Source organism: Enterococcus sp. DIV1421a, from assembly GCF_051711025.1.
GTDB lineage: Bacteria > Bacillota > Bacilli > Lactobacillales > Enterococcaceae > Enterococcus_B > Enterococcus_B hirae.
The window spans coordinates 481,793-506,063 of sequence record NZ_JBIOLU010000001.1 but is presented as its reverse complement, the minus strand read 5'-3'; the positions used below and the strand labels follow the sequence as shown (position 1 = coordinate 506,063).

The 24,271-nt window shown below is 38.0% G+C and carries 21 protein-coding genes and 1 tRNA gene; 8 read left to right on the top strand and 14 right to left on the bottom strand.

All coding sequences use genetic code 11. The features are described 5' to 3' along the window. Positions 1–77 precede the first annotated feature (77 nt). The 3 genes from IGK21_RS02435 to IGK21_RS02425 form a co-directional block, all read right to left on the bottom strand. Complete coding sequence (locus IGK21_RS02435) at positions 78–767, bottom strand: hypothetical protein (RefSeq protein ID WP_034699523.1); 690 nt, start codon at positions 765–767, stop codon at positions 78–80. 430 nt (positions 768–1,197) lie between these two features. After that, positions 1,198–2,055, bottom strand: coding sequence for a DegV family protein (locus tag IGK21_RS02430; RefSeq protein ID WP_010738442.1), 858 nt, complete (start codon positions 2,053–2,055; stop codon positions 1,198–1,200). Beyond that, positions 2,045–2,611, bottom strand: a complete 567-nt coding sequence (locus IGK21_RS02425; RefSeq protein WP_010720056.1) for a DUF1836 domain-containing protein — start codon at positions 2,609–2,611, stop codon at positions 2,045–2,047. The genes IGK21_RS02430 and IGK21_RS02425 overlap by 11 nt, the downstream gene beginning before the upstream one ends. A 314-nt stretch (positions 2,612–2,925) precedes the next feature. Between IGK21_RS02425 and IGK21_RS02420 the strand changes: the two genes are divergently transcribed. From IGK21_RS02420 to IGK21_RS02410, 3 genes are all read left to right on the top strand, one after another. Further along, entirely contained in the window at positions 2,926–3,870 is a 945-nt protein-coding gene (locus IGK21_RS02420; protein WP_034699521.1) for a tocopherol cyclase family protein, read from the top strand. A gap of 248 nt (positions 3,871–4,118) precedes the next feature. Next, positions 4,119–4,191: transfer RNA gene (locus IGK21_RS02415), tRNA-Lys, on the top strand. Between the two features lie 418 nt (positions 4,192–4,609). Beyond that, on the top strand, positions 4,610–5,209 hold the full coding sequence (locus IGK21_RS02410) for an SOS response-associated peptidase (protein WP_034699519.1): 600 nt from the start codon (positions 4,610–4,612) through the stop codon (positions 5,207–5,209). Positions 5,210–5,477: 268 nt separating this feature from the next. Here the strand turns inward: IGK21_RS02410 and IGK21_RS02405 are convergent, their stop codons facing one another. From IGK21_RS02405 to IGK21_RS02380, 6 genes are all read right to left on the bottom strand, one after another. Then, entirely contained in the window at positions 5,478–7,205 is a 1,728-nt protein-coding gene (locus IGK21_RS02405; protein WP_010720060.1) for an ABC transporter permease/substrate binding protein, read from the bottom strand. Further along, positions 7,198–8,391, bottom strand: a complete 1,194-nt coding sequence (locus IGK21_RS02400; protein ID WP_010720061.1) for a quaternary amine ABC transporter ATP-binding protein — start codon at positions 8,389–8,391, stop codon at positions 7,198–7,200. Before IGK21_RS02400 ends, IGK21_RS02405 begins: the two co-directional genes overlap by 8 nt. Before the next feature lie 199 nt (positions 8,392–8,590). Further along, entirely contained in the window at positions 8,591–9,223 is a 633-nt protein-coding gene (locus IGK21_RS02395) for a GntR family transcriptional regulator (protein WP_010720062.1), read from the bottom strand. 192 nt (positions 9,224–9,415) lie between these two features. After that, complete coding sequence (locus IGK21_RS02390; RefSeq protein WP_010720063.1) at positions 9,416–9,538, bottom strand: hypothetical protein; 123 nt, start codon at positions 9,536–9,538, stop codon at positions 9,416–9,418. Next, entirely contained in the window at positions 9,539–11,674 is a 2,136-nt protein-coding gene (gene feoB / locus IGK21_RS02385) for a ferrous iron transport protein B (protein WP_034699518.1), read from the bottom strand. 3 nt (positions 11,675–11,677) lie between these two features. Then, positions 11,678–12,178 carry a FeoA family protein gene (locus IGK21_RS02380; protein WP_034699516.1) on the bottom strand — a complete coding sequence of 167 codons (501 nt, stop codon included), beginning with the start codon at positions 12,176–12,178 and terminating at the stop codon, positions 11,678–11,680. Between the two features lie 408 nt (positions 12,179–12,586). On the opposite strand from IGK21_RS02380, the gene nrdH reads away from it, so the two are divergent. From nrdH to nrdF, 3 genes are all read left to right on the top strand, one after another. Then, positions 12,587–12,811 carry a glutaredoxin-like protein NrdH gene (gene nrdH, locus IGK21_RS02375; protein WP_010738447.1) on the top strand — a complete coding sequence of 75 codons (225 nt, stop codon included), beginning with the start codon at positions 12,587–12,589 and terminating at the stop codon, positions 12,809–12,811. Positions 12,812–12,957: 146 nt separating this feature from the next. Then, positions 12,958–15,117 (top strand): class 1b ribonucleoside-diphosphate reductase subunit alpha, encoded by a 2,160-nt coding sequence (gene nrdE / locus IGK21_RS02370; protein ID WP_181914804.1) that lies wholly within the window; start codon positions 12,958–12,960, stop codon positions 15,115–15,117. Between the two features lie 54 nt (positions 15,118–15,171). After that, entirely contained in the window at positions 15,172–16,140 is a 969-nt protein-coding gene (nrdF, locus tag IGK21_RS02365) for a class 1b ribonucleoside-diphosphate reductase subunit beta (protein WP_010720068.1), read from the top strand. A gap of 95 nt (positions 16,141–16,235) precedes the next feature. Here nrdF and IGK21_RS02360 read toward each other — a convergent pair whose 3' ends face one another. From IGK21_RS02360 to IGK21_RS02340, 5 genes are read right to left on the bottom strand one after another with little or no spacing between them, the layout of a single operon-like run. Continuing rightward, positions 16,236–16,940: an SIS domain-containing protein gene (locus IGK21_RS02360; protein ID WP_010720069.1), complete on the bottom strand. Its 705-nt coding sequence runs from the start codon at positions 16,938–16,940 to the stop codon at positions 16,236–16,238. 44 nt (positions 16,941–16,984) lie between these two features. After that, on the bottom strand, positions 16,985–17,779 hold the full coding sequence (locus tag IGK21_RS02355) for a PTS system mannose/fructose/sorbose family transporter subunit IID (RefSeq protein WP_010720070.1): 795 nt from the start codon (positions 17,777–17,779) through the stop codon (positions 16,985–16,987). Next, positions 17,763–18,572 (bottom strand): PTS mannose/fructose/sorbose/N-acetylgalactosamine transporter subunit IIC, encoded by an 810-nt coding sequence (locus IGK21_RS02350; RefSeq protein WP_010720071.1) that lies wholly within the window; start codon positions 18,570–18,572, stop codon positions 17,763–17,765. The genes IGK21_RS02355 and IGK21_RS02350 overlap by 17 nt, the downstream gene beginning before the upstream one ends. Positions 18,573–18,581: 9 nt before the next feature. Continuing rightward, a complete protein-coding gene (locus IGK21_RS02345) occupies positions 18,582–19,541 on the bottom strand; it encodes a PTS mannose/fructose/sorbose transporter subunit IIAB (protein WP_034699513.1) in 960 nt (319 codons plus the stop codon). Beyond that, positions 19,538–20,854, bottom strand: coding sequence for an alpha-L-fucosidase (locus tag IGK21_RS02340; RefSeq protein WP_034699511.1), 1,317 nt, complete (start codon positions 20,852–20,854; stop codon positions 19,538–19,540). Before IGK21_RS02340 ends, IGK21_RS02345 begins: the two co-directional genes overlap by 4 nt. A gap of 188 nt (positions 20,855–21,042) precedes the next feature. Between IGK21_RS02340 and IGK21_RS02335 the strand changes: the two genes are divergently transcribed. Both IGK21_RS02335 and IGK21_RS02330 read left to right on the top strand, forming a co-directional pair. Continuing rightward, the gene (locus IGK21_RS02335; RefSeq protein WP_080704606.1) at positions 21,043–22,500 is read left to right on the top strand and encodes a rhamnulokinase; all 1,458 of its coding nucleotides are present in this window, start codon (positions 21,043–21,045) and stop codon (positions 22,498–22,500) included. Further along, positions 22,487–24,268, top strand: a complete 1,782-nt coding sequence (locus tag IGK21_RS02330) for an L-fucose isomerase (RefSeq protein ID WP_034699509.1) — start codon at positions 22,487–22,489, stop codon at positions 24,266–24,268. Before IGK21_RS02335 ends, IGK21_RS02330 begins: the two co-directional genes overlap by 14 nt. The last annotated feature ends 3 nt before the right edge of the window (positions 24,269–24,271 follow it).

Sequence of the window (24,271 nt, the reverse complement as noted above, 5' to 3'; positions counted from 1 at the left end):
AAAAAATAGCATTTTTTTCGATTCGTTTTACTGATTGATAGGGCTATTTTATTTTTTATAGAAAACGACGGTATTCATCAGTTATCTACAACTTGTACCGCAATTAATTCTTTGACATCTTCAGGATTGCCAGTCGGGATCGAAACAATCGTTGCTTGATCAAGGATTTCTTGTTCCTGCTTTTTCACTGCTGCTTGATCTCTTGGATCACCTTGAAAATGACTCGGAACAGGATAACAAGTGATCGTACCGTTATGATTGCTTGAATAAACAACTAAACTTTGATAACCATATTCTCCTGAAAGAGTAACCGTTTCAGTTGGAAAAGTCAAACTCGTGCTATCATAAGGATTGACTGCTGCTCCAGCAGCTGAATGTGACACATGAAGTTTAAAATTCCCACTGGATAAATCGGTTTTGTAATGTGTACCCATAACTGCTAACCAGACACGGGCATATTCAATTTGGTCGTTTGTATAGCCACTTAGCGGATCAGGAGTGACCATTGTTTCGGTGGTGCTGCTGATTGTCGTTGATGCGCTCGTTGTTTCATTTTGCGTAGTATTCGTATTTTTCGCGACAGACTGGGAATTAGTCGTAGTAGATTGGGTTTGTGATGATGCTTGTTTGGCTGAACTTGAAGAGTTAGTCATTGTTTGAGTTTCACTGGATGAAGCAGCCTTTGATTCTTCTGCTTTATTTCCTTTTGTGCCACAACCAACAAGAAGAAAAGCTGAAATAACCATTACAAATCCTACTTTTTTCATTTATACCACCTCTTTTTATTAATAGTTCGTATTATAACATTTTACGCTGCCAAATACATCGCTACTTAAGCTATATAATATTTATCTTTTTTTGTTTAAGTTGTAAGATGTTGATTTTTATCTTTCCTATCACTCAGAGTCATTCTTAGCTAAACGATCAAAAAGAGACTAAGGCAAAACTTGCCTCAGTCTCTTCTAGTATCTAGAAAAACAAATAAACGGTGAAACCAACATCTTCGAAAAATAAGCCGAAATTAACCAAAAATTTGGGAAGTGCCAAGTAGATAACAATTAACAGCAAACACTAGTATTTATGTTTCGTTTCAATTTTCGAAAATCCCTTCTTATTTCTCGATGCTAAACACTTTTATTCCAACCTCTTCTTTGCTATTTTAAGCTGTTTGACTTTGTTGAATAGCTATTTTTCTGATTACTTTTCTAATACTTGAACCCCGACGCCTAACAAACCAGGACCTGTATGAACAACAAGTGCAGGGGATATTTGACCAAAATAGATTTGTTGCGCTTGTGGAAATTCTTCTTTCAATCTCGCCATCATCTCAGTTGCTTCTTCTTTGGCGTCTCCATGCGCAACGGCTAAGTTAAAGACTTTAGCTGTTCCAACTCGTTCTTTCACATAGGAAACAGTTCGATCTAGACTTTTTTTACGACCTCTTGCTTTGCCCACTGTATAGTAAATGCCTTCATCATTACAAGAAATGATTGGATTTAATTTTAAAGCCGTTCCTAATATAGAAGCAACTAACCCAATCCTTCCCCCTTTTTGTAAATATTCAAGGGTTGCCACGTTAAAGAATACTTTGGTCTGTTTGACTAATTCATTGAGTCTTTCAATCAATAATGACCATTCCATTCCTTCTTCTAACCATTTAGCTGCTTGAATTGCTGAAAAGCCTGCTCCGATCCCAATGTTCTTAGTATCTAGTACATACGCTTCCAATTCTTCTTGTTGTTGGGCAATCAACCGAACGATGTTATACGTACCACTTAATCCACTTGAGATTGTCACTGCTAAGATTTTTTCATAGCCGTCCTGTTTGATCTGTTCAAAAATTTTGGTAATTGTTTCGCCATCAGGTAAAGATGTTCCTGGAATCTCTTGAGGTAATCTTTGATAGATTTCCTCCGGAGTAATATCAACTTTATCAGTATATACTCGATCTTTATAAATAATCTTTAATGGAATCACATACATTTGATATTTTTCAATTAGCTCTTGTGGAACGTCTGTCCCAGAGTCTACTAAAATCGCCACTTTATTTTTCATTTTTTTTCTCCTCAATTAAATACTCAGTTTCTAGACTAATCGTTTTTTCTGCCAACAATTTCATCGCAAATGACAAGGTCGCCGATCGAACTGCGATATATTCTACGGGTATTTCTTGCTCCAATATCTGTGGATAGACTTCTCCTTGAGCCAATTGGCTAACCATTTTGATGGCTTTTTCTTGTTCGTGACAAAATAGATTGTAGGCTTCACGGATACCAACCGTTTTCCCTTGAAAGAGGATTCCTTCTTTAATTTCGGGAATTGTCAGGACTTGCTTCAATGATGTAATTGCAATTAAAAATGCAACATGCTCTTTGTTGTATCGTTTTTTGATGGGCGCTGGAACTAGCCCTAATTTCACATAATTATTTACCATTGAAGAGGTCAACAATGGATGTTTCTCACCTCGGATAACAGGAGAAAGATAGCGATCAACTAACGTTCTGACCTGATCCATATAAAGTTCTAAATCAGGAAGTTCATCCCACTGAGGTAAATGATAATTTTCCAGTTCTTTTCCCCATTCAATTAATTGTTGTCGCATTTTTTCCATTACTTGTTCTCCTTTGTTGTTTTTACAAACATCTTATTAGAGTTATTAAAAACATCCAATCTAGTTTTTTTAACTAGGTAATTCAATTATATTAAATTTCTCGAGAAAATAAAACAATTTTACTTGCGAATACCTAAAATAAAACAATCTTTCCCTCCTTAAACAGATACCTTGGTTCTTTGTTTGCTATTTTTTCTTACTTTTCTGATTCCTTAAGACCTACGGATAGTAACTGGCTTACTTCTAAGCTTATTTGAAACCTTCAGTCCATTCGGCATGGTACACTGAATAAGAGTGAATGGAGGGAAATAAAGATGATTCCAACAGATAAATTTTTTCAAGGAGAAAACAAAACCCACCCTTTTTTTGAAGGATGGTATTTTAAACATCAAATCGGAAATAACGTTTATGCTTTCATTCCTGGCTATTCGATTGCGGAAAACGGAGAAAAGTCTCCCTTTATACAAGTAATCAGTCATGAACATTCCGAGATTTTTTATTTTGATAGTGCGCAACTCTTTATCGAAAAAGAACATTTTTTCATAAAAATTGGTGAAAATATCTTTAGTGAAAAGGGTATTTCTCTTTCGTTAACCAATGACAATCTGTCGATTCATGGAACGATTGATTATGGCGATTTTACACCTATCCATCGGAGCTACTATGCCCCTAGTATCATGGGCCCTTTTTCTTATTTCGCTTTTATGGAATGTTACCATGGGATATTAAGCATGAAACATTCACTACAGGGAGAATTAGTCTGGAATGATCAACCCATTGATTTTGATCAGGGGATTGGTTATGTAGAAAAAGATTGGGGCTCTTCTTTTCCTGCAACTTATGTATGGGCCCAGTGTAATCAATTTGAGACGTCCGATGCACGTTTTTTCTTTTCTGCAGCAGAAATTCCATTTCTTGGTGGACGTTTTTTGGGAATCATCGCAGTGTTGCAGATCCAGAGCGAAGAATACCGCTTTGCTACTTACTACGGAGCTAAAATTTTATCAATCGTCCAAGAAAAAGACTATTTAGTTATCACGATCAAACAACAACAGCTTAAATTAACACTGGCAGTCCTACAAAAAGACGGACATCCATTAATGGCGCCTCACAAAGGATTGATGAATCGAGTGATTCGTGAAAAAGCCAGTACAGAAATCTATGTAACGTTACAAAAAAATAATGAAACGCTTTTGGAACAAAAAGGGATCGCAGCAGGATTTGAGGAAGTGGATCATTTGCATGGTTTTACCTACTAAAATAGGAGACCCGCCATTAAAAATGGCGGGAAGGAGTAAAAATGAAAAAGTGTTAGGGTTAGTTCTTTTGCAAGAACTTTTGTTGGTTGGTATGGTTATATCATACTGAGCATTTGTGAATAAACTATGAATGAATTTCTATAAAGACGTAAAGTTTTTTATGATTTTTTTTAAGCTAGTCTTGCATTTTAAAATCCACAGTGCTACTATTATTAAGTAATATTCAGTAAATATTTCATAAATTTATTGGGCCGTTAGCTCAGTTGGTAGAGCAGCTGACTCTTAATCAGCGGGTCGCGGGTTCGAGCCCCTCACGGCCCATTGGGTGCCAAACCCACGTCATCAGTACATTCTTGGCTACTTCGGTAGTTTCGAAAAGAGTGTACGTGATGACATTTTTTGTTTTTCGGATATATTCTTTTGATTGATCACTTAGTATTGTCCGGGGGAAAACTGCGAATGAATGAACTCCGCCAAACCTTCAATTAATTAAACCACATTGCTTCCTCTAACAGATCTCTTCATCGCAACCAAATGATAGCGTTTACTTTATTAACAAAGCATTTATCGTTACAATCTAATTAAAGTTTCAATGAAACAAAGTAAGTCTAGCCCTTTTGACGTATTACCAGAGAAATTCGTACACCTTGGGATCCTATTTAGTTGATGAGACAGCCTTTTGCCAACCATTAACTAACTATTGGATCGTTTTATCAACTAGTGATTGGAGGAAAAAATTATGTGTGGACGTTATTTTTTTGATTTAGCATCCGATGAACTGAAAAAGTATTATGAACAAGTAAAGCTACAGGCAGAAAGTCAGCAAATCCACATTGGAAAAAATGAAATTTTTCCATCGTACCATGTAGTAACATTAGGTCTTAATCAAGAATCCGCTGTTGTGCCAGGTATCACTCGTTGGGGCTTTACCGGTTTTAAAAAAGGACAGCTAATGATCAATGCTCGAGCAGAAACTGTGGAAGAAAAAAAGACATTCTCTCACCCTTTCAAAGAGACTCGTTGTGTTTTCCCAATGTCGGGTTTTTATGAATGGGATTCTGATAAACACAAAGTAATGTTCACTGACAGTCAAACGTCCGTCCTTTATGTCGGTGGTTTTTATCGAATCCATAAAAATGAAGCTGGATTTGAAACCGAATCAATCATTTTGACCACTCAACCAAGTCAATCAGTGCTTCCCGTTCATGATCGCATGCCCTTAATCCTAGCAAAAGAACAGATTAAAGACTGGCTTAATGATTTAGATTTTGCAAGGAGTCAACTGACAGCGAAGATGCCTGAGTTAAGTCGACGAAATGTAGACGAAAACCATATATAACCAAAAACAAACATGTACTGAAAAATACAATGAGCAAAATGCTTCTCAGATACTTCGGTTTGTTTTGAAGTGTTGAAGCATCATAACATTATTCAAATATTTACAAAAAATTGAACGAGCACCTCAATACTAGCTGTCTTGCACAAAAACTTCTAATATATTGGTACAAAAAATGAAACGTTCCAAAAATAGTAAAGACTATTTTCAGAACGCTTCATTATGATTTACTAGAGTTTGATCGAACTTTTCGTGATCAGTTACCTAAACATTATTCTTTCCAGCTATCGACTGTTTTTTGATTTTCTTTGATCCAGTCTTGCGCTGCTTGTTGTGGATCTTTTCCGTTATTGATTTCTAACATGACTTTTTCCATATCTTTTTCTGACCAGTGGAAATTATCTAAGACCTTATATGCTTCTGGTTGGTCTTCTTTTAATCCTTTGCGGACGATCGTATGGATTTCTTCAGCACTTCCCATAGCTTTTTTAGGATCTTCAAGATACTTCAAGTCATATTTAGCAAACATCCAATGTGGAGTCCAACCAGTAATAACGATTGGTTCTTTCTTTTTGATGGCTTGACCTAATGCCACTGTCATCGCACCTGAAGAAGAAGTTTCTACGGTCCAATCTTTTAAGTTGTCATATTGCTTGATTGTATTTTCAGCAGCATTGACGACTCCGGCACCAGGTTCAATACCGGTGATTTTCTTACCTGCTTGATTGGTTAATTCTTCAATCGAGTTGACATCCATATAGCTTGGAACAGCTAAGCCAACTTTAGCACCGGTTAAATTAGCACCTAGATCATTTATTTGGTCTTTGTACTGTGCATATTGAGAACCATGGGTTTTTGGTAACCAAGCAGCTACCATCCCATCTGATTCTCCTTTAGAAACAGATTCCCACATGATGGAATTATCTAATGGTGTGATCGACACATCATAGCCCATTCCTTTAAGTACTTCAGCAACTACATTCGTTGAAGCTACTTCAGTATCCCATTCTACATATGAAAGATTGATTTTTTTTGTTTCTTTGTTATTAGCTAAACTACCTAAGCCAATGGCACCTAAAATCACAACCACTACAGCTCCAATAATGATTCCTTGGCGTTTTTTACTTTTTTGTTTGTTCGCACCTGTCGCTTTTTTATTATTTGGTTGATTCAAATGTTGCGTAAAACGGTCAATGATGATCGCCAAGATAACTAAAGCTACCCCGTTAACAAATCCATTTCCGACTTGTGCACGTTGTAATGCTGACAAGACGCCACGACCTAATCCTGGCGCTCCAATCATTGAAGCAATCACGACCATTGAAAGTGACAACATGGTGGTTTGGTTGATCCCCGCCATGATCGTACTTTTAGCCAATGGTAATTCTAACTTGAACAGTTTTTGCCAACTGGTACTACCAAATGAATCAGATGCTTCCACCAATTCTTTTGGTACTTGGCGAATACCTAGATTTGTGAAACGAACAGTTGGTGGTAACGCAAAGATAACTGAGGCGAATACCCCTGGAACCATCCCGATCCCAAAGAATGCAACTGCTGGGATCAAGTAAACAAATCCTGGCATAGTTTGCATAAAGTCAAGGATCGGTTTGATGATACTTTGCGCTTTGCTGCTTTTTGCCATTAAGATTCCTAATGGTACACCAATAATGATGGAGATCATACTAGACAATAAGACAAGTGTCACAGTATTCATCAAATCAGACCATAACCCTTGATTGTAAATAAACCATAGACCGATCAACGTAAACAAGGTCAGTCCTGGACGTTTCTTAGAGATAAAGAATGCAACGACTGTTAATAAAAGGATGAACACTGGTGCTGGAATAACTAATAATAAATTAGTGATCCCAGACATCACTGCTTGCCCGATCGTTTGTAGAAAAGCAAATAATCCTGCAAACGTAGTCGTAAACCATTCTGTCAATTTTTCAACCCAATCTGCTACGGGTAATTGATAGTTTAATAAATTATTCATGTTCATTCACCTCACCTGATTCTGCTAATGCTTCAATCACACTTCCTCGAATGACAACCCCTTTAAGTTTACCGTTGTCAACGACTGCTAGTGGCGTAGGTGAATCATAAATAATATTGAAGATATCACTGACAATCATGTCTTTCCCAATGACAGTGACATTTTCATCTAAGAAATCAATCAACGGCCGTTTTTGGCGTCTGGCTTCTAGCGCTTGATCAGCTGTAATGATTCCTTTTAAGTTTCGTTTTCTATCGACTGCCATCAACATACTTACTTCTTCGTTGCGCATTCGAGTCAATGCCACATTCGGACCATCTGATTCAATATTGGTAGTCAATGCTGGAACCATGATATTTTGAGCTGTTAAGACTTTGGAGCGGTCCACTTCCTCCACAAATTCTCGAACATAATCGTTAGCAGGATTCGTTAAGATTTCTTCCCCTGTGCCGATTTGCATGATTTCACCATCTTTCATCAATGCAATACGGTCACCGATTCGCAACGCTTCGTTTAGATCATGGGTGATGAAAATGATCGTTTTTTGGACATTTGATTGTAATTCGAGTAGTTCATCCTGCATTTCACGGCGAATCAACGGATCAAGAGCAGAAAAAGCTTCATCCATCAATAAAATCTCTGGATCGTTGGCTAATGCTCGAGCTAGCCCCACACGTTGTTGCATCCCACCAGATAATTGATTTGGATATTGATCTTTAAATGAAAGCAAACTTGAGTTTTCAAGTGCTTGTTCTGCTTTTTGTTGGCGTTCTTCTTTCGGAACTCCTCGAACTTCTAAACCATATTCCGTATTTTCTAAGATCGTACGATGTGGAAATAACCCAAAGTTTTGGAAAACCATATTGATCTTGTGACGACGAACTTCACGAAGTTCTTCTTTACTCAATTTTGAGATGTCTTCTCCATCGATATAGATGTTTCCTGCTGTTGGTTCGATCAAACGATTCAATAATCGAATCAAGGTTGATTTCCCACTACCGGAAAGACCCATGATAACGAATATTTCGCCTTCTTGAACATCAAAGCTAGCATCGTACACACCGACCGTTGCGCCGGTTTTTTTCAATATATCTGTCTTCGGTTGATGATTCTTCATCATTTCTAAAGCTACTTGTGTCTTTTTACCAAATATTTTTGTTAAATTTTTTACTTCTACCTTTACCAAACAAATTTCTCCTTTTTTATGTTTATGTAAATTCATTTTACTTTCTGAAAAAAGTGACCACACTATACTAACATCGTGTAGTCACTTTGTCAAAAAGGAGACTTTTTTGTTTGCTTCCAAAATAAAAAAAACTTGAATAAAGCCCTAGCGGTTAGGCTTATTCAAGATTAAAATTTGATGATAAAAAATAATTAAAGGACTAGTTTTCTGGATAGAAGAAATTAGTCATTCTTTGTAAAGTAAATTCGTTTCCAATGAAATGTACAGTGTCACCCGCTGTGAATTTGGCATACGGTCCAGGTGAAACGAGCAACTCTTCTTTATGGGAAATCGCAATCACTGTCGCTCCTGTTGCTTGCCAAATATTCAACTCGCTGATGGAGCGGTCAAGATGGGTCGCTTCTTTCGTCAACGTTAATTCAAATGGCAATAAAGGATTCATCTTATGTATCCGTTTCGTTTGACTGACTAATTGATCTAATAATTGTGAAAAATGATCCAATTCTTCTTGTTGCTTTTCTACACTTGCCATAATTTCGGCTTTTGTTTCTTGGATCGATTGAACATCTTGGTATTGCAATAAAAAATCTTTGGCTTTCTCTTTTGAGGCAACGAATGCCCCACTGCCATGGCGAACCTCCATGATCCCTAGATCAACTAGCACATTGATTGCTTTTCTTGTAGTTTCAGGAGAAGCATTATATGTACTTGCTAAAGTGGATCTCGCATGGATCTTCTCCCCCACCTGATAACGGTTTTCCACGATTCGTTCAGCCAGATCAACTGCGATTTGTTGGTATCTTGGACGAACAATTTTTTTCTTTCCTGCCATTTATTCTCCTCTTCCTTCTCTTTTTCAGTTACATCTTACTATGGGAAATCAAAATAAGCAAAAAATCTTAAAAAGGTTTTAAGTCTGTTCCTTGGAGAAAAATCAAAAGAAACAGAATCAACCACTCAAAAAAACAACGAACGATGAACTGTTTTTCGATCATCACTCGTTGTTTTTATCATCTCACATCCGTTAGATTTTCTTTACTGGGCAAGCACTTTTACAGTCATCACACGTTTTTCCTGATTTGACACGTGAAAATACAATATAACCAGCACTGCCAAAGATCAATACACTTAATAAAAAAGTCGCCATTTAATTTCCACCTTCTAATGATAACGTCAAAATTTCTTGTTTCTTCTGCTGCTTTTTCAATAAAGCGTAACCTAATCCAATCAGAACCATACCTGCTAAATAAGTCGAAAATACGATAGAGCCGCCTTCTAATAAATGAGCGAACTGATAAATCATGAAGCTTACCAAGTAAGCAAACCCACATTGATAACCAACTGCGATCAGTGTCCATTTCCTTGAATTCATTTCACGATGGATCGCACCGATTGCTGCAAAACAGGGAGCACAAAGCAGATTGAAGGACAATAAGGAATAAGCAGCCGCGGAAGTATACGTAACTTGTAATGCTTGCCAAATCTCTCGACCATTTTCCGCTACTTCTTTGTGCCCAAACAAAATACCAAAAGTCCCAATGACATTTTCTTTGGCCACTAATCCAGTGATCGTAGCTACTGTTCCTTGCCAATTCCCCCATCCTAGTGGTTGGAAAAGAGGAGCCACAATCCGTCCAACACTTGCTAGAATACTTTGATCTTCCGTAACAGGTTGACCAAAAAAGTTATACGAAGAAGTAAACCAAATCAAAATACTTGAAACAAAGATGATCGTTCCTGCTTTTTTGACGAATGATTTACTGCGGTCATAGGTTTGGCGTAAAATCGTTGTTCCTTGTGGAAAATGATACGCTGGTAGTTCCATAATAAATGGTGCGGTATCGCCAGCAAATAACTTCGTCTTCTTCAACATGATCCCTGATAAAACGATGGAAGACATACCTAGAAAATAAGCAGAGGGTGCTACCCAAGAAGTATGGGGGAAAAACGCTCCTGCAATCAAAGCAATGATTGGTAATTTAGCAGAACATGGCATAAACGTTGTGACCATGATCGTCAAGCGCCGATCTTGCTCATTTTCAATGGTTCGGCTAGCCATCACCCCTGGAACGCCACAACCTGTAGCAATCAACATAGGAATAAACGATTTCCCTGACAAACCAAATTTCCGAAATAAACGATCCATCACAAAAGCGATCCGTGACATGTAGCCACAATCTTCCAAGAAACTTAAACACAAGAACAAGACGATCAGCTGAGGTAGAAAGCCCAACACTGCGCCTACCCCTGCTATGATTCCATTGAGGATCAATTGTTGCATCCACTGTGCCACTTGCCAGTTGACCAGTACCTGTTCGACGTGTTGTGGCAACCAGCTGCCAAATAACGTGTCATTGATCCAATCGGTTCCCATTGTTCCGATTGTTTGAATCGCTAAATAATAGATCAGCCACATGACAAAAGCAAAAATTGGTAAAGCGAACCAGCGATTAGTAACGATTCGATCGATTTTATCACTGATGGACAAGCGAAATGAATCCGTAGACACGACACAAAGTGCAGTAAGTTGCGTTAGCCATTCATATCGTTCATTAATAACTATTGTTTCGCTATCTTCATCAAATAGTCTCTCTGTCAGACGAATCAGCTGCTCAATTTCTTTTTCTTGTTTTGTCGTTATTGTTTGTTTTTCCCATAACTGTGGATCACGCTCAAAATATTTGATGGCAGACCAGCGTTGAAAAGGCTGATCTTTTCCTAATATCTCTTCGATTTCATGGATTGCAGCTTCTAGTCGATCGTCATAATTAGTTAGTAAGGATACCTTCTGTTCTTTTGGCTGCTTGAGGGCGTCAATGATTTTCTTCGTGAGTTTATCCAACCCTTCTTTTTTCAATACACTGATAGGAACCACAGGTATGCCTAAACCATAACTTAATTTTTCGACATTGATTTTTTTGCCATTTTTTTTAATGATATCCATCATATTCAGTCCGATAATGATGGGGATGCCTAGATCTAATAATTGTGCAGTCAGATAAAGATTTCTTTCTAAATTTGTGGCATCGACAATATTGATGATCAGATCAGGACATTCGTTGGTCAGATAATCTCTCGCAATTACTTCTTCAGGTGTATAAGGTGACAGGGAATAGATTCCAGGTAAATCTTGAATCTTGATTATCGGATTCTTCTTCATTTTTCCTTCTTTTTTTTCCACCGTTACCCCTGGCCAATTCCCTACGTATTGTTTAGCACCAGTTAAGGCATTGAATAAACTACTCTTTCCACTATTAGGGTTACCAACTAAAGCTACCTTCATTTTTTACACCTCTTTTTGCACAAGGATCAACATTGCTTCTTCTTTACGAAGCGTTAACTCATACCCTCGCAAGGTAATTTCTAACGGATCTCCTAGTGGTGCTAATTTTCTTACGGTCAAAGGAACATTTTTCGTTACGCCCATATCCATCAAACGCCGTTTAACAGCGCCTTTTCCATGTATCCCTACAACGATTCCTCGTTCTCCAACAGTCAGTTGATCTAATGAAGTCCAGTTATCCTTAGAAAGTTCGTTCTTTTTCACTAAAATTTGTTTAAACAACCCTCGATCGATCGCGATCCGATTATTTTTTAGCAGGACGATTCCATTACTTCCTGATCGATTGATAACAACGAGTTTACTTCCAACGATTATACCGAGATTTTGCAAATGTTTTTTGACTGCTTCACTCGTTTGCAATTTTTCAATTTGGTAAACAAGATTTAGCTTCGCTTCTTCTAAAGGGACAGTGGCATCTAAAGATAAAGTAGCATTCAAATTCATAAATCGATTTTCATCTCCTTCTTGTGAAAAACATCATGATAGTTCTTTCTATTTATTTTTCCTAGTATTTACTTCATTTATCAACATACATTGAGAATCATTCTCAATAAGAATACTCTCGTTACTTGATAAAGTCAACGAACGTTGTGATTTTATGAGCGAACTTTCATTTAACCACTTAATAAGGAAATAAAAAAATCTTTTCGGGGATTTTTCCACAACCTTCACTGTACTAAAACAAGTATTTTTTCCCCTGTTACTTGTTTTCAGCTGTTTTTCAAAAACCACAAAACATAGTATTCCACAGTTTCCACAACACAAGATGTAGTGTTTGTTGTTTGACTTTTTTACTAATAGTTTTATACTATTCATTATAGAGAAACAAGAGCTGTGGAGGAGGCAATACACATGAATGTCAAAATATTTTCTAAAAATAATTGTATGCAATGCAAGATGGTCAAACGCTTTTTAACTGACAACCAAATCGATTTTGAAGAAGTTAATATCGACGAACAACCAGATGCAATTGAATGGTTAAAAGCTCAAGGATTCCAAAGTGTTCCTGTTATCACGTCAGATGCACAAACGGTGATCGGGTTTCGACCAGATCAACTTCGCAAACTTGCTAGTTAGTCACCAGTCAATCGAAATGGAAAAGAACGTAGAATTGGATTTGATGGAATTGAGGCACTTGTTTTTGCCGTAAACTCCCCAAATCCTTTTTTACAGCACGAAACAATATTCACTATCAAAATATGGAATGAAGGTTGGGCGTACTTATGAGTCTTAAGCAGTTAAAAGATGTTAGTTACTTTAAATTAAACAATGAAATCAATCGACCAGTAAATGGTCAGATCCCGCTAAATAAAGATAAAGAAGCGCTAACCGCTTTTTTTGAAGAAAATGTCAAACCAAACACGATGACGTTTGCAACAGCAATGGATAAAATCAATTATTTGATTGAAAACGACTATTTAGAGTCAGAATTTATCCAACTGTACTCTGCTGAATTTATTGAATCACTTTATCAATTTTTAGCAGAACAACACTTTACCTTTAAATCATTTATGGCTGCCTACAAATTTTATTCACAATATGCGTTAAAAACGAATGACGGGACTGCTTATCTTGAATCTTATGAAGATCGAGTAGCTTTCAACGCACTTTATTTTGCTAATGGTGATGAACAATTGGCGTTGTCTTTAGCAGATGAAATGATCCACCAACGTTACCAACCTGCTACCCCTTCTTTCTTGAATGCCGGTCGGAAACGTCGTGGGGAACTCGTTTCTTGTTTCTTGACACAAGTAACTGATGATATGAACTCTATCGGTCGTTCGATCAACTCTGCTTTACAACTATCACGTATCGGCGGTGGTGTTGGGATCACTCTTTCAAACCTACGTGAAGCAGGGGCACCGATCAAAGGTTATGAAGGAGCAGCAAGTGGTATTGTCCCTGTTATGAAATTATTTGAAGATAGTTTTAGCTATTCAAACCAATTAGGTCAACGTCAAGGTGCTGGTGTCGTTTATTTGAACGTCTTCCACCCAGATATCATTGCTTTTCTTTCTGCCAAGAAAGAAAATGCAGATGAAAAGATCCGAGTAAAGACACTTTCACTTGGTGTAATCGTTCCTGATAAATTTTACGAGTTAGCTCGTAAAAATGAAGAAATGTATCTTTTCAGTCCTTATAGTGTGGAAAAAGAATATGGCGTGCCATTTTCTTATGTCGACATCACTGCTGAGTATGATCATTTAGTAGCGAATCCTAATATTCGGAAACAAAAAATCAAAGCACGTGAACTTGAAAATGAAATTTCGAAATTACAACAAGAATCCGGTTATCCTTATATCATCAATATTGATACAGCGAATCGTGAAAATCCAGTTGACGGAAAGATCATCATGAGTAACTTGTGTTCGGAAATCCTACAAGTTCAAACACCTTCTGTTATCAATGGAAAACAAGAATATGAAGTATTAGGAACGGACATCTCATGTAATCTCGGTTCGACTAACATCGTTAACTTGATGGACAGCCCTGATTTTGGTCAGTCTGTGCGTACGATGACACGGGCATTGACTTACATCACAGATGCTTCCGATATCGATGTTGTCCCTCCAATCCAAAATGGAAACAAATTGAATCATACGATCGGACTAGGAGCAATGGGCTTGCACACTTTCTTTGCGAAGGAACAAATGGCGTATGGCTCTGAAGAATCCTTAGATTTCACAAATATTTACTTTATGCTTTTAAATTACTGGACATTAGTTGAAAGTAATACGATTGCTCGTGAAAGAAAACAAGTCTTCCATAACTTTGAAAAATCTGCTTATGCAGATGGAAGCTATTTTGATAAATATGTTACTGGAGAATTCCAACCAAAATCTGATAAAGTAAAAGCTTTATTTGAAGGAATCTTTATTCCAACTGCTGAAGATTGGGAAAACTTAAAACAAGCGATCATGACCGATGGTTTATACCATCAAAATCGTCTAGCTGTAGCACCGAATGGTTCGATTTCTTATATCAATGACACTAGTGCAAGTATTCATCCGATTACACGCATGATCGAAGAGCGTCAAGAAAAGAAAATCGGGAAAATCTATTACCCAGCGCCTTATCTGTCAAATGAAACAATTCCTTACTATACTTCAGCTTATGACATGGACATGCGAAAAGTCATTGACATTTACGCAACTGCTCAACAACATGTAGATCAAGGAATGAGTTTAACCCTATTTATGCGTTCTGAAATCCCAGAAGGTCTATATGAATGGAAAACAACGACTAAACAAACAACACGTGATTTGAATATCTTACGTCACTACGCTTTCCATAAAGGCATCAAATCAATTTATTACGTTCGGACGTTTACTGATGATGCAGAAGAAATCGGCAGCAATCAATGTGAAAGTTGTGTCATCTAAAACAAGTAAGCAAAAAATGAACAGACAGGTAATTTAAATAAAGGAGCATTTCTCATGTCAGAAACTTACTATGAAGCAATAAACTGGAATGAAATTGAAGATATCATTGATAAATCTACGTGGGAGAAACTAACTGAACAATTTTGGTTAGATACCCGTATTCCTTTGTCTAATGATTTAGATGACTGGCGGACACTGTCACAGTTAGAAAAAGATACGGTTGGCCATGTCTTCGGTGGACTGACTTTACTCGATACTGTCCAATCAGAAAGCGGAATGGATCAGCTGCGTAAGGATGTCCGTACGCCGCATGAAGAGGCTGTATTGAACAATATCCAATTTATGGAATCGGTCCATGCAAAAAGCTATTCTTCCATTTTTAGTACATTGAATACAAAAAAAGAAATCGAAGAAATCTTTGAATGGACGAATACAAATCCTTATTTACAAAAAAAAGCGGAACGTATCAATGAAATCTACAAAAATGGCACACCTTTAGAAAAGAAAATCGCTAGTGTGTTCTTAGAAACATTCTTATTTTATTCCGGCTTTTATACTCCTCTTTATTATTTAGGAAATAATAAGTTAGCGAATGTAGCAGAAATCATCAAATTGATTATTCGAGATGAATCAGTTCATGGAACTTACATTGGCTACAAATTCCAATTAGGTTACAATGAACTATCCGAAGAAGCACAAGAACAGTTAAAAGACTGGATGTACAATTTATTATATGAATTGTACGAAAATGAAGAACGTTATACCGAAGAACTGTATGATCCAATCGGTTGGACGGAAGAAGTGAAAACATTCTTGCGCTACAATGCCAATAAAGCATTGATGAACTTGGGAATGGATCCACTTTTTCCAGATACAGCAAATGATGTCAATCCGATCGTGATGAACGGTATCTCTACCGGTACCAGCAACCATGATTTCTTCTCACAAGTGGGAAATGGCTACCTCTTAGGGCATGTGGAAGCAATGCAAGATGACGATTATTTGATTGGTTTAGATGACTAAATAGGAAAAGAACGTTTAAGCGTTGGGTTGTCCCTACCTTAAACGTTCTTTTTTATGTGCTTTTTCTCAGTCAATCATTTGATATGTTCATGAAACTAAATATGGAAAATTCTCTCTGCATACTGGTCTTCGATTTTTAGATTTCGTTCGTGTCCCCCATCGATATTCGCACTTAAATAAACTGGCGGTTCAAAACCTTGAGCAACCATTCGCTCAATGGCTTCTAACATCGTTTGTTGGAGTAACAATGTAGCCGCATATGTCGAAGTCCCGCATACTTTGGTCTCTAATCCATCAACAGGTAATACCGCATCACCATAAACAGAGTGGTTATCTAAAACAACATCCGCAAATTCATACAATAACTTTCCACTTTCATGTCGTGAAGTGGATGCTTTAGAGGCAGCCAATGCCGTGACCACGATCAATTTATTTCCACGCTTTTTGATTTCCTCAGCCATTTCAATTGCCATGGGGTTTCTTCCAGAATTAGAAATCAGGAAAAAGACATCATTGGGATGGATGGACACTTTGTGCATGAGTGTTCGTCCGACACCAGCATGTTGTTCATACATGCCCCCCGCAGGATCTAAAATCAGTTTTGACGGTATCAATCCACCTGCACGCCCACTGATTTCTAGCGCTGCTGCATGGGAATGTCCGCTACCAAAAGCCTGCGTAATCCCACCGTTCATAATTCCATCGGCTACGATTTGGGCTGCTTTCGTTATATTTTCTGTTTCATACTTCTCTAATGTTTCAGTTAATTTTTTACATTCTTCAAAAAATGCGAGTGTCATAAGGCTCTCTCCTTTTTATGATTATTCCTCATTTAGTTAGAAAATCACATGATTCCGAATACTCTTAATAAGATCGATAACACCATGATCGCTAAAATCGCTCTTGTTGAATTAAAGTATTTTTTGCCTAACAACCAATAAATGACACCCACTAAAAGGGCTGGAATCATCATCGGCATGATCTGATCTAGTGTTTCTTGAAGGTTAAGTTCGACATCTCCCGTTTTAAAGGTCCAAGTAATTTGGGCATTGATCACCGATGGAATCATGGCACCAATCACCGTGACCCCTAATAAAGTAGCAGCATTGGTCAACGCATTCAAATGTCCGGACATACTAGTCACTAATTTCACGCCTTGAGTATAACCTATTCTTACAGAGAAAAATCGAAAGACTAAAATCGCCAGATTTACTAATACCCAAACAGCAACTCCGATCGCATTTCCTTGTAGAGCTAAATAGGAAGCCACTGAACCAAAAACAGTTGGGAACAATACCCCAAAAATCGTATCCCCCACACCAGCAAATGAACCCATTAATCCAGTTTTCAAACTAGACACCGTATCTTTTGATTGTTTGCCTTCCGCTTCTTCAGTAGCGATATCGATTCCCAAAATAAAACCGCCCATATGTGGTGTGGTATTAAAAAATTGACTTTGCATGTTCATCATGGCAATCTTGGTTTCTTCATCGTCGCCGTAGAGTTTTTCGATGATCGGTAACATGGAGTACAAATAGCCCCCACCCATCATTCGCTCATAGTTCCAAGACAATTGGCTACCATACAACCAATTGATACTTACTTTATCTAGGTCTTTTTGATTAATCTTCGTACTCATCAGCACTTAATCCTCCTTTTCCATTTGCATCAGCTTGAGCCACTTGTGTCAGATTGTTTTGCTTTCCGATCAAATTCTTAAATTGTAAAATGGCTAAAGCCAATCCTAATAAAGCCACGCCAAACATAGGCATCTTTAAGTAAGCAACTGCCAAAAACCCAATCATCAAGTACGTAATGAAATTTTTAACTGGTAAAAATCTTAATAAAATGGCGATACCGACTGCTGGTAACATGCCTCCTGCAACTGCCAACCCGCCAGTCAACCATTCTGGAATTACATCTGAAACAATTTGAATCACTCGGTCACCAAAACTAAAGACGATAAAAATAGGAACGCCTCGTGATAATCCCCAACTCATTGCTCCCAACAAGTGATAAATTCTTATTTTTTTAGTATCAGCTAAACGAATATTTTTATCGATTCTCTTTTGAAAGAACACATTGCAAAAACGAGCAAAAATATCTAACTGGATCATCAACAATGCTACTGGTACAGCTAATCCGATACCAAATTCCACACCTCTTCCACTCGTAATCGCAAAAACAGTTCCCACGATCGAAGCGGTCATATAATCTGGGACACTTGCTCCTCCATAAGCTTGAATCCCCAACCCCATTAATTGCAATGTCGCACCTACTGCCAATCCAGTGGTCAGATCCCCCATTACTAAACCTGTAATGGTACCTACGATCAGTGCTTGGTTAGCAATCACATTGATCCCTAAATTTTCGATGATGACATAAAATCCTAACAGTGATAATACGATGATTTGCCAAATTTCTATATTCATTCGTTCCCCCTACTTTCCGTAAAATTGTGAAAATCGTTTTTCTTCTTCCATTGGTACCATTTGTGCCGTCACAACAACTCCTGCTTTTTCCAACTCTAAAATCTTCGCGATTTCTGCTTCGGTTAAAAAGACGGATTTTTTGATTTGAAGGGTTCCTTCTCTCGAACTGGCATTGCCTAAATTAAATGATTCAATTGGTACACCCGCATCGATCAAATCAAAGATCGTTTGAATCTTTTTGGTAAGCAACATGATTTTTTGATCTTGATAAATCCCTTCTTTTAACCGTTTTGCAGCGGTAACCGTTTTCAATATACTCAATTTGATACCACCAGGAACAGCAGCTTTTAAAGAGGCCTTAGCAATTGGATCATTGACCACTCCATCATCAACGATCATAACTCTTGTTGTTCCCATTTTCCCTAACCAAAGTGTCGCTACTTGACCATGGATCAACCGTTCATCCAATCGGACATGGCTGATCCCCAATTCACTCATTTTGTTGGAAACGGAAGCCACAACTGATGGTTCAGTCTCTGCTGTGTTCGATGGTAAATCCGCTGCGGTGCTTCCAAGGGACGTTTTAATCCCTTGAACACCGACGGTCGAAATATTCTGAACGATTTCATTCAGTGAAGCCTTAGGATTAAAGCGTTCGCTATAAGCTTGAAGAAGCATCGGAATATTCAAACCAGAAACAATTTCGATTTTTCTGCTTCCTTCTTCTTTCAGCTGGTTCAGCTGATTAAAAGGTGTCCCACTCCATAGATCAACTAAACACAACAGTTCATCATCAACGGAATACTTCGCTAACACCTGTTCCACTTGGTGGCGAAACTCTTCTGGACTATTTTCAGGCATCAATACACACACATCTACCTGTTCTTGTTCTCCAAAGATCATGTCTCCCGTTTGCTTTACGCCTAAAGCGAACTCGCCATGGCTTGCAAGAATAATGCCGATACTCATTTTTCTTCCTCCTTTAGTGTTAATTCAATCACTGGGATCAATTCATTTGGTTCTTTAATCGGAATGTTTAGCATCAACATGCTCGGGTCAAGCGCCTCCTTCACATGAACTTCAGTAATCTCTTTGTATAAATTAGTTGTCGCTTTTCTTTCTCCTCCTAAATGCTTCGTATCGACAAACCGAATCTCGGAACCATCATTGAGCAGTTTCGCAAACTTCACTTTCCCACCTAATTCTGGTAATAAAATCGTTCGATAAGGCCAACTAAAAATGTGAAGATATAATTTATTTCCTTTTTGAGTGTATCGACAATCTTGAGGTGGTGTAAAACTAGATAACCCCGCACCGTAAATCGCTTTTCCATGTTTTCGTAGCCATTGACCAACAGAACTTAAAATGCTATCGCTATTGTCATCCCACTCTCCTCGTGCGTTTGGTCCAATATTCATCGTGAAATTCCCACCTTTGGAGACAGTATCCACTAGTTGTTTCGCTACCATTTCACTCGTTTTGAAATTAAGATTGTCCCGATCGTAACCCCAACTATTATTTAAGGTTTGAACGGTTTCCCATACCTCTTCTTCGTTGTCCATTGCCTTACTTCTAGCAAATTGTTCTGGGGTAAGTACACCACGATGTAAGTCTAACCGGTCATTGATCAAAATATTGGGTTGAATCTCATGGATCATTTTTTCTAATTCAACACTACCCCAATCTTGCGCCCCTTTACCGACCGAAGTCCCCCAATCTCTGCTTTTATAAGAAAAATCAAACCATAGATAGTCAATCGTACCATAACTTGTCAATAATTCTCTGACTTGATTTGCCATAAATTGGCGATAATTTTCCATGTTGCCAGGATGTTGTTCGATATAGGTTGGATTATTTCTCATTGGATGATAGCCATCTACTAAGAAATCTGGATGATGCCAGTCTAATAGAGAATAATAAAGACCAATCTTGATCCCCACTTCACGAAATGCTTCAATCAATTCTCCTAACAAATCTCTTTGATACGGTGTTTTTCCTATATGATATTCTGTTTCTTTTGTATGCCATAAACAAAAGCCATCATGGTGTTTTGCTGTAATAATGACATACTTAAAACCTGCTTCTTTGGCTTTTTGGGCCCATTCATGTGGATCTAATAAATCAGGATCGAATTGATCCAGATATTTTTGGTAATCTGCTACACTGATTTCTTCTAAAGTCTGGACCCATTCATGTCTTCCTGCCACTGAATACAATCCGAAATGAATAAATAAACCATATCGACTCTCAGAAAACCATTTTCGTTCACTATTTACACTCATTTTTTTCCTCCGTTAACATTTCTATTTGATTTAACCAAAGTATAACGAGCAATTTAAAACGTTTCCATACTTGAATAATTTGTTGACATTTATTCAAAAAATGATTCACGCGAAAATATGTAAGCGTTCTATTGTATGATTATAACCGAAGCAGATTTGCTATCCACTTAGAAAAGGAGGAAAAATCTATGAGTACGATCTTAGCCTTTGATTTAGGTGCTACCAGTGCGCGAGGTATCGTTTTTTCCTTAATGAATGGTCAAATCAAGGAAGAAAAAGTTTATCGTTTCACTGATTACCAAGTGATTGATCCCAACAAAGATGAAATCCATTGGAATATTGAGAAAATCATGACGAATATCAAGGAAATCATTACTTTAGCAACTACAGAATATGTCATTGAAAGTATCGGCATCGATACATGGGGCTGTGATTTTGGTTTGATAGATAAAAAAGGACAGCTAGTGCTACCACCACTTTGCTATCAAACTATGCTGAAAGAACCTAATTTACATTATGGTGGAGATTTACCAACTCACTTTCACGAACGTACAGGGATTCCAAATGCATCGATCAATACCAGTTCCCAACTACTCTACTTGAAAGAACATTATCCTGAGCAGCTAAATAAAGCAAGTACTCTTTTGATGATGCCTGATCTGATCCATTTTTTATTAACAGGTACGATCTTAACAGAATCTTCGATCGCCTCAACGAGTCAATTATTCGATATCGATAAACATCAATGGGCATCCGACCTTATTGAACAATTAGGGATTTCCCCTTCCTTGTTTTCAACGATCGTTCTTCCATATACAAAAATCGGTTTGATAAATCTAGCCGGAAAACAACTCCCGATTCATTCGGTGATGTCCCATGATACTGCTAGTGCGATCTTTGCTTTACCAACCAACGATCACTCTTGTTTCTTTTTATCCTCTGGCACCTGGTCTGTTCTAGGAGAAAAATCAGAAAGAGGAATTTTGGTCAATCACCCATTAGATACGAACTATTCTTATGAACAAGCCGGTGATGGAAAAATATTAAAACTCAAAAACATGTTAGGAATGTGGTTCATTGAGGAAGCTTTAGCGTTCAGCAATCAAACCCAGTCAATCACGATCCAACAGATCCAAGACATGCTACTTACTGCTGAGCCGATTCATTTTTTCTTTGATAACGAACATCCTGAATTTTTGAGTAAAGGTCAATTTGTAAAAAAATTGCAGCAATACGGAAACCAACATCATTTTTCATCAATTGAAGAGCCACAACAATTGTTTTTAGCCATCTATCAAAATCTAGCATTTAAATACGCTGAAACGTTCGATAAATTAGCAGGTTCCGCTCCTTTCACTAAGCTATATTTATTTGGTGGTGGGAGTAAATCACACTTTTTGACTCAACTAACAGCCAATTTAACGCAAACGACGATAGAGGTCTGCTATTCAGAAAATTCAGCTTTAGGCAATGCGTTGGCCCAATTTTTAGCGATTAAAGCAATCAAAAATAGAGACGAATTAGTTACGCTCGTTACAGAAAATTATCCACCAATTTCTTTTTTCCCAGAAGTTTCGACACCCTTTGAACAAACGTACATCAACTATAAACAATTTATGAGGAGGAATATCAATGAATTATCCTAAAATCGGCATTAGACCTACGATCGATGGCAGACAAGGAGGCGTCCGTGAATCATTAGAACAACAAACGCTGGACATGGCTCGTCGAGCAAAAGAATTGATCGAATCATCCCTTTATTACATGGACGGCACCCCAGTACAGTGCGTTTTACCAGAACAAACGATTGGCGGTTACGCCGATGCCAGCTTTGTGGACGATGATTTTGCCCGTCAAGATGTGGTTGCTACCTTAACGGTGACGCCTTGCTGGTGCTATGGCACAGAAACGATCGATTTACGACCAGATACCTTTAAGGCGATTTGGGGATTTAATGGTACAGAAAGACCAGGAGCTGTTTACTTAGCTGCCGCTATGAGTGGCTATGCTCAAAAAGGAATTCCTGCCTATAAGATCTATGGTGAACAAGTCCAAGATAGTGACGACAAGTCGATTCCAGCTGACGTCCAAGAAAAAATCTTACTCTTTGCACGTGCTAGTGTGGCGGCTGGGGAAATGAAAAACAAATCTTATGTGAACATTGGTGCTTCTTCGATGGGAATTGCCGGTAGTCAAATCAATCAAACCTTTTTTGAAAAATATCTAGGAATGCAAGTCGAATATGTGGATATGACTGAAGTCTTACGTCGAATCGAACTAAATATCTTTGATCCGAAAGAATATGACACCATTAGAACTTGGATCAAACAATATTGTCAGGAAGGAATCGATATCAATGCAGGCAAGTCATTCCCTGAAGTCATTACAAAATCACGCTATATCGCTGAAGAAGATCAGTGGGACTTTATTGCCAAACAAACACTAATCGTTCGTGATCTTTTATTTGGCAACCCTGAACTAGCCAAATTGGGTTGGCTGGAAGAAGCAAAAGGCAGAAATGCCATTGCTGGAGGGTTCCAAGGACAACGACAATGGACCGACTGGCTACCCAATGGCGATTTTATGGAATCTATTTTAACCAGTACTTTTGACTGGAACGGCCCTAAACAACCCGTCTCATTCGCTACTGAAAATGATACCTGTAACGCTGCTGCTATGTTATTTGGCTCTTTATTGACCAATAAAGCACCGATTTTTTCCGATGTCAGAACCTATTGGAGTGCGGAGTCAGTGGAAAGAATCACTGGGCACAAATTAACGGGTAAAGCACAACATGGCTTAATCCATCTACTGAATTCAGGTGCGAGTGCTTTAGATGGCAGTGGTGGAAGTATCGATCACGAAGGTAATCCAACGATGAAAGAATTTTGGAATATGACGAAAACCGATATCCAAGCCTGCTTGGAAAAAACAAAATGGTGTCGTGCTAATTATGAATACTTTAGAGGTGGTGGCTTCTCCAGCCAATATCATCTACAAGCAGAATTACCTTTAACGCTCATTCGTTTGAATATCGTTGAGGGTGTGGGACCAACTTTACAAGTAGCAGAGGGTTATTCCTGTTCATTACCTGATGAAGTCCATGACATCTTAAACGAACGAACCGATCAAACATGGCCAACACTCTGGTTTGCACCAAACTTAGGTGAAAAAGGCTTTGAAGATGTGTATACGATGATGAACCACTGGGGAAGTAACCATGGCGCTAGTGTCCACGGTCACGTAGGCGCAGAACTACTGACATTAGCCAGTATGCTTCGCATTCCCGTTTCACTTCACAACGTACCTAGTGAAAAAATCTTTAGACCCCACGCCTTTTCTGGTTTCGGAACAAAAGATTTAGAAGCAGCTGATTTCAATGCTTGCCAATCATTTGGCCCCTTTTATAAATAAGAT